Raw genomic sequence first — 6,000 nt, forward strand, 5'->3', positions numbered from 1 at the left:
GAATCAATAATATCTTGACGAATTGAAACGTATGGCAGATATGGTTTTGCCTGATCCCGGGGATTGCAAAATGGCAGGGTATCCAATAAAGGAGGATGTCGTTTTGTTTTGTATTATTTTTCAGAAACAAAATATTGTAAAGATGGTTCTGGTTGTTCTTGCTGCTGTCATGCTTTTCATTTTTGCCGGTTGCAGCCCCCTCCTTGAACGTTTCGGAATCGGAAAAGAAGAATCCAATCCCGTTCATCAGCTCACCGAGCTTGAAGAAATCAGCAGCTTGGAGGAAGATCTGAATGAACCTGAAACCGAAGTCGAGAAAATGAAAGAGCCTGAATTGTACATTGTCAATGTTAAACCGGGGAGTAACCTGACTCTGCGCAAAACAGCCGGATCAAAAAACAAGAAGGACAGCGATGTAATAGACAAGTTTCCCAGGGGCTGTGTCTTCGAGGTCGTGAGCAAGCATGAAGATTTACAGAGCCCCGATGAGTTCACATGGTGGGAAGTGAAGGATCCCCACACGGGGGCCGTCGGATGGGTGGCAAAAGAATATCTTGATATACCAGGCAACCAGCCGTTTACTGGCTGTGAATTTGGTCTGGAAACTATCGGTTTGAGGCGGGATATGAGTCTTGATGGCATTGTAAAAGTAATGGGTCCTCCCCTCAGGGAGGAGAAAGGTTTCAACGATTACGGGGGACACTACCATCTTCTGTATTATGACGGGTTGGTATTGAAATATTATGAGGATGTGTATTCTTACCTGGAATATACGATAAGCAGCCCGGAATATCCGGGCCCCAGGAACATACACGTGGGCGACAGTTTCGATGCGGTGATAAACAAATATCTGAGGCAAAGCGGCAATATACGCAACCGCCTGGGAGATCCGGATGCGGAACCCCTTTACTATCTTGAGGAAGTAGAAAAGGATGGAATGATTATTGGGATGGAGGGTTCCTGCTATTATAACAAGGAGACAGGCAAGCCTAGCGATTTGATTTATAGTGACTATGTAGTTGAATCGGAGTTCAACGATTATGTCCGTTTCGAGTTTAATGATGACGGAGTGGTGGAATCCATAACCAGAAGGTGATGTTTTACATCCCAAAGGAACCGTAGATTCGAATCTGCCACAACTCCGGAAAACTCTTGCGGATACCCGGGGATAGAAACGGACATCGGCAGAATTTTCCCCCTCTGTCAGCAATATTGAATGATTGTTTTCCCGGTTTCGAATGAAAAAAGAAGTGATGATTGGTCTTTTATATGTCGGTTGCTGTATTCCTATTCCTGGTCTGTTCTTTCCGGACGATCCCTGAGCAGTATTTTTCTGATCAAAAAAGAAAAACCCACAAAAAACGCAACGATCATGACGATGTTCAAGATATTGGGCATCGTCGATCACCACCCTGATGCCATCGAAAAGGATCCCTCAAAAAAGGATGAAGATGGCCTACTATGACCATTATGGCATTGGCGGAAGGAATTGTCAATGAATTTGCGCAATATTCTGATATCTTTGCCTCTGCAATCCATCGGAATTATTTTGTGTTCAGGATACCGTCAAGATAAACATCGGCGATGCTCTGCCCGTATGCGGGATTCGGGGCCCAGCGCCCCCCCAACTCCTCGACATAGCGGATTGTGCCTGCCGAGGGGGTTGTCAGGACAACATGGTAACGCGGGTGGGGGGTGCCGATAGGCGTTCCGGATTTTCCGAAGATGTAGGCATTTATATGGTTGTAATGCCCCCTTACCCCATCCTCGGGGCTGTCAAAGGCCTGGTGGTCCTCGGTCTCATCCCCGGTGGGGTTACCGGTCTTTATCCCTGCCCAATTGTTCTGATAGGGCCGGACATTGCCCGTGAACAGGCCGAAATTGGTCTCCTTGGCAGACTGTGCATAGAGCACTTCCGGCCTGATACCGGTGAGTTCTCCATATTGCCAGTATGTCGGGGCAATATCGATGAATCTCTGATGATACTTGTAGTTTCCCTCATTATCTTTCCCCCGCTTCCTGACCCACCGTTGTGCCTTCTCCACGGTGGCCAGGGCCGGGCCGAGCAGCGGGGTCTTCTCGATAGGGAATTTTTGAACCAGCTCCACGGTTTTTCTCAATATCATGATTGCATCTCCGACATCGATTTCCTTCCCGATGGTTACCTTTGCCCGGCGGGCGCCTTCCATGCCGTAAATTTCTTTTATCTTTTCGTGGCCGACCACATCCCGCAGAACCAGGATGGCATCATTAACGTCTGTATGCCCGTCATTGTTGACGTCACCGTAATGAATCACATCGGCGGCTGCCCTGCCGGGAAACCATATCGAGGCCAGCAACAAAATGGCAAATACCAGTGCCACGCTTTTGAAAGATTTCATCTGCAGCATCTCCAATCGATAGCGTTCAATCTTGCTGAAGGAGGCCGTCTTCCCATCTCCCGTGCTGTTCCACCCCGTCGGGAAAGGTAAGTACGCCTTCCCCATGCATCCGGTTGTCCCTGAATGACCCGCTGTACCGGGTGCCATCACCCATCGTCAGTATGCCCTGACCTTCACGTTTGTTGCTTTTGTATTCTCCTTCGTAACTGGTGCCGTCTTCCTGCAGGTAGATACCTTTCCCATGCATCAGCCCTTTTTCAAAGGTTCCTATGTAAATATCGCCGTTATCGTTGATCAATGCCCCCGTTCCATGCGGCAGCCCCATCTGCAGTTCTCCGACATATCTGATTTCCGGATAGGTGATCGTTCTCATTTTGGAGCTATGATGACGGGGCTTTCCCTCCAGGATCAGCACCCCCTTTCCGTGTGGTTCCCCCTTTCTGGTTTCACCCAGATACTCGATGTTGCCGAAGGCGAGTACCTGAAAAGAACCCTGGTAAACAACATTGCCATCGACGGTCAATATCCCTTTTCCCCGTGGCACCCCGTCTTCCGTTTCTCCTGCAAAGGTCATACCCATATAATCAATGACCTCTTCATCTGTTTCAAGATTCAGGGGTGTCAGCTTCAGGATGATCATGGCGGCGATGCCGATCAGGATCACTACCGTTGCAAGCAATAACCAGGAAAGAGCGCCAGATATTTTTCCGCTTTCGTGTGAAATATCGGTCAGACCCATGTTCCCGCCCGATTCGTTTTCATTCATCATCTTTCACCGCCAATCAGTTGATCACACTTTTACAATCATTTTTTACAATTATTATATCAACTCTTTTGCCGGTAGGGTATAACATTTTTAACCAATGGCCGATAGTCATTTTTTTATATCCAGAAGGTGGCAGACAGTTATTTTTTCCATTCCTTCCCCGGTGAACAGCATTATTTCCCCTTTCCGGACATCTTTCTTTATGACGACCCCCCTGACAATGCGGGAATCCGCCCCTTTATTTCCCGGGGTCTTTATCTTGAAAGCAATCCGCGTTCCCAACCTCAGGGATTCATCCAGGAGGCGTTCAAATTCATCCAGCTGTTGTTCATCGATGTGGGAAAAGTTGTCCTTCCTGTCTCCGTCCCTATTTTTCGATTGCAAAGACAGTTCCATCCGGTGTTCGTGGAGCATCATCCGGCTACACAAAAATTGGTTGTAGATCTTCTTGCTCATCTTTCATGCCCCCCTATTCTCGTGGAGGATTCCAGAAAACAACCCCCCGAAGCGAGCGATGAAAGGCGGAATATGGCGGTTGGCCCGTAACGCTGCCTTATTTCATCCATGGCTTTTCCCAGTTTTCTCTCTTTCTCCCTGTTTCCCAAAAAAGAGAGTTGTATCCGGTCTACATCCACGAGCTGCGAAAGAGAGACTCCCAGTCTGCGGATTGCCCTTCCATCCCAGTATGTTTTGAACAGTTTCAGGAGCGGGGAGTAAATGTCCATCGTCCGGGCGCTGGGTTCAGGCAATGTCCTTTGACGGGAAAAACCCGAGGGCGCATCAAAATCGGCCCCCTGGCAGTAGAGGTGTACAACCCGGGCAGCCTTGTGTATAGCTCTTGCCCGGTAACAGGTTTCTTCCGCCAGCTCGAGCAGAACTGTCTCGATCTCCTCTATCTTCCTGTAGTCCCGGGGCAGGGTCATGGAGTGGCTTACCCCTTTCTGTTCTCCGGCAACCGTGGTCAGAATTTTTGAATAGTCAATGCCATGGGCATTGAGCCACAGGATTTCCCCGTTCGCTCCCCAGCGGCGCCTGAGGGTTTCCCGGGACAGAAGGGCAAGGTGTCCGATATTTCTGATTCCCATACGCTGCAGATTGTAATTCATCCGTTTTCCCACACCGAAAAGGTCGCTGATCGGCAGGGGCCAGACGAGGCGGGAATAATTCCGGGCAGATAATTCAAAAACGCCTTCCTCGTTTTTTTTGGCAAAGCGGTCGCAGGCCATCTTGGCCTGGAGCAGATTGCTGCCGATTCCTATCCTGGAATTGATGCCGGTTTCTTTGCGGATAGCCTCGATAATGGAAAAAGCCATCGTATGCGGGTCACCAAACAATTTTTCACAACCGGTGATATCCAGAAACTGTTCATCTATGGAATAGGGAAAAAGACGGTCAGTAAATTGCGAAAGTATATCGGTGATGGCCAGGGAGATGTCGATATAAAGTTTCATATGCGGTTTCACATAAATGATGTTGGGGCAAAGGCTTCTACCTTCCCCCGCCCACATTCCTGTCCTTATCCCCCATGCTTTGGCCTCCTTGTTTGCCGCCAGAATGATGCCCCGGCGCTGTTCCGGATCCCCGCATACGGCTACCGGTTTTCCGCGCAAGGAAGGATTGGCGGCAATTTCTACACTGGCATAGAAAGATTCCATATCGACAAGTAAAATTTTTCGTTCTTTCATTTGATGGCCATGCCCCCGCAATCACAATATATGGAACATATGTTCGTGTATAGAATATAACATAACTTTTCCCGCAAGGAAAGGGGGTCATCTTTTCCGGGGTTTTATTGATCGGGAATACAATAACACCCTGGCCCGGTTTCCCGCCCCGGTCCGGGGGCATTCCTTTCATTTATCAAACTGAAAGCATGGCAGAAGGGAACCTTGTTCATTTTGAGGCAGAATCCTCCCGCGGCCGGAATGGCACCACCAGGTCGAGGATCGGGGTACAAAAAAACTCCCCTTCCGATGAAGGGGAGTTTTTATTTTAAAAAAAACGGAATCAACTGTTCACGCCCCAGATACCCCCCAATGCCCCGAAAATAAAACCCAGGAATACCTTGCTCACAAAAGCAAAACCGAGAGTGAAATTTTCGATGAATATAAAACCCAGAATCAACACCAGTGCCACGTAAAATAGCCCCACGATACCGCCATTGAGCCATCCCTTGCTTCCAATTTTTTTTCCCGTGAAGTGGGAGCCGGCGAGTAACCCCACCAGGCTTACCGCGAAAACCATTATGGAAGAATAGCGTTCCGGGGCATCGGTCCAGTGGATAACCGCTGTACCGACAAGAAGCAGGAGGGCAGATATCGTGATGGCCAGCAGAAGTCCCTGCAATATGGCTGGAAGAAAAACGTTACCCTCTTTTTCGGGATACGTAACGTCCCTCAAGTTCCCCTGATTTTGAGCCATGAATTCTACCCCCTGAAAAATATTGTCTTGCCTTGTTTATCCTGTTGGTAGAATTTATGCCCCCGGGTTATTTTTTATGTCAGCATTTATTTTACTCCGTCAATACGGAGTCAATCCCGTTGCGGTTGATTTTGATGTTGATGTTGTCGGCAATGCGTATTGACAGCGTCTCCTCCTGTATTTCCTTGATCACACCGTGTATACCCCCTATGGTGACCACCCTGTCACCTTTTTTGAGGTTGTTGAGCATTTCTTGCCTCACTTTTTGCTGTTTTTGCTGGGGTCTGATCAACAGAAAATAGAAAAGAACCAGTAACAGTATAAAAGGCAGAAACATGGACAGGTTTTCAAGTCCCGGCATCCGTAACACTCCTTTCTGTTGTTTTTTTAAACCTTCCTACCCTCCCATAACGTATTGCACCTGCTCCAATC

At 48.4% G+C, this 6,000-nt stretch carries 7 protein-coding genes; 1 reads left to right on the top strand and 6 read right to left on the bottom strand.

What is annotated here, in order from left to right; translation table 11 throughout:
- The first annotated feature begins 103 nt into the window (after positions 1-103).
- A complete protein-coding gene (locus GX364_01220) occupies positions 104-1,096 on the top strand; it encodes an SH3 domain-containing protein (GenBank protein ID NLI69473.1) in 993 nt (330 codons plus the stop codon).
- Between the two features lie 448 nt (positions 1,097-1,544).
- Here GX364_01220 and GX364_01225 read toward each other — a convergent pair whose 3' ends face one another.
- The 6 genes from GX364_01225 to yajC all read right to left on the bottom strand — a co-directional run bounded on the left by GX364_01225 (position 1,545) and on the right by yajC (position 5,929).
- Positions 1,545-2,381, bottom strand: coding sequence for a hypothetical protein (locus GX364_01225; protein ID NLI69474.1), 837 nt, complete (start codon positions 2,379-2,381; stop codon positions 1,545-1,547).
- Positions 2,382-2,406: 25 nt separating this feature from the next.
- Positions 2,407-3,150: a hypothetical protein gene (locus GX364_01230; GenBank protein ID NLI69475.1), complete on the bottom strand. Its 744-nt coding sequence runs from the start codon at positions 3,148-3,150 to the stop codon at positions 2,407-2,409.
- A 105-nt stretch (positions 3,151-3,255) separates the two neighbouring features.
- A complete protein-coding gene (locus tag GX364_01235) occupies positions 3,256-3,603 on the bottom strand; it encodes a hypothetical protein (GenBank protein NLI69476.1) in 348 nt (115 codons plus the stop codon).
- On the bottom strand, positions 3,600-4,832 hold the full coding sequence (locus GX364_01240) for a DNA polymerase IV (GenBank protein NLI69477.1): 1,233 nt from the start codon (positions 4,830-4,832) through the stop codon (positions 3,600-3,602). The genes GX364_01235 and GX364_01240 overlap by 4 nt, the downstream gene beginning before the upstream one ends.
- A gap of 322 nt (positions 4,833-5,154) precedes the next feature.
- Positions 5,155-5,568, bottom strand: a complete 414-nt coding sequence (locus GX364_01245) for a TIGR04086 family membrane protein (GenBank protein ID NLI69478.1) — start codon at positions 5,566-5,568, stop codon at positions 5,155-5,157.
- A 91-nt stretch (positions 5,569-5,659) separates the two neighbouring features.
- Positions 5,660-5,929 (bottom strand): preprotein translocase subunit YajC, encoded by a 270-nt coding sequence (yajC, locus tag GX364_01250; GenBank protein ID NLI69479.1) that lies wholly within the window; start codon positions 5,927-5,929, stop codon positions 5,660-5,662.
- Positions 5,930-6,000: the final 71 nt, after the last annotated feature.

The organism is Bacillota bacterium (genome assembly GCA_012518215.1).
Classification (GTDB): Bacteria; Bacillota; Dethiobacteria; order DTU022; family PWGO01; genus JAAYSV01.

Bases quoted from the DNA above. Each gene is read 5' to 3' on its own strand.
- GX364_01225 (NLI69474.1), bottom strand. From the start codon at position 2,381: ATGAAATCTTTCAAAAGCGTGGCACTGGTATTTGCCATTTTGTTGCTG.
- GX364_01230 (NLI69475.1), bottom strand. From the start codon at position 3,150: ATGATGAATGAAAACGAATCGGGCGGGAACATGGGTCTGACCGATATT.
- GX364_01235 (NLI69476.1), bottom strand. From the start codon at position 3,603: ATGAGCAAGAAGATCTACAACCAATTTTTGTGTAGCCGGATGATGCTC.
- GX364_01240 (NLI69477.1), bottom strand. From the start codon at position 4,832: ATGAAAGAACGAAAAATTTTACTTGTCGATATGGAATCTTTCTATGCC.
- GX364_01245 (NLI69478.1), bottom strand. From the start codon at position 5,568: ATGGCTCAAAATCAGGGGAACTTGAGGGACGTTACGTATCCCGAAAAA.
- yajC (NLI69479.1), bottom strand. From the start codon at position 5,929: ATGCCGGGACTTGAAAACCTGTCCATGTTTCTGCCTTTTATACTGTTA.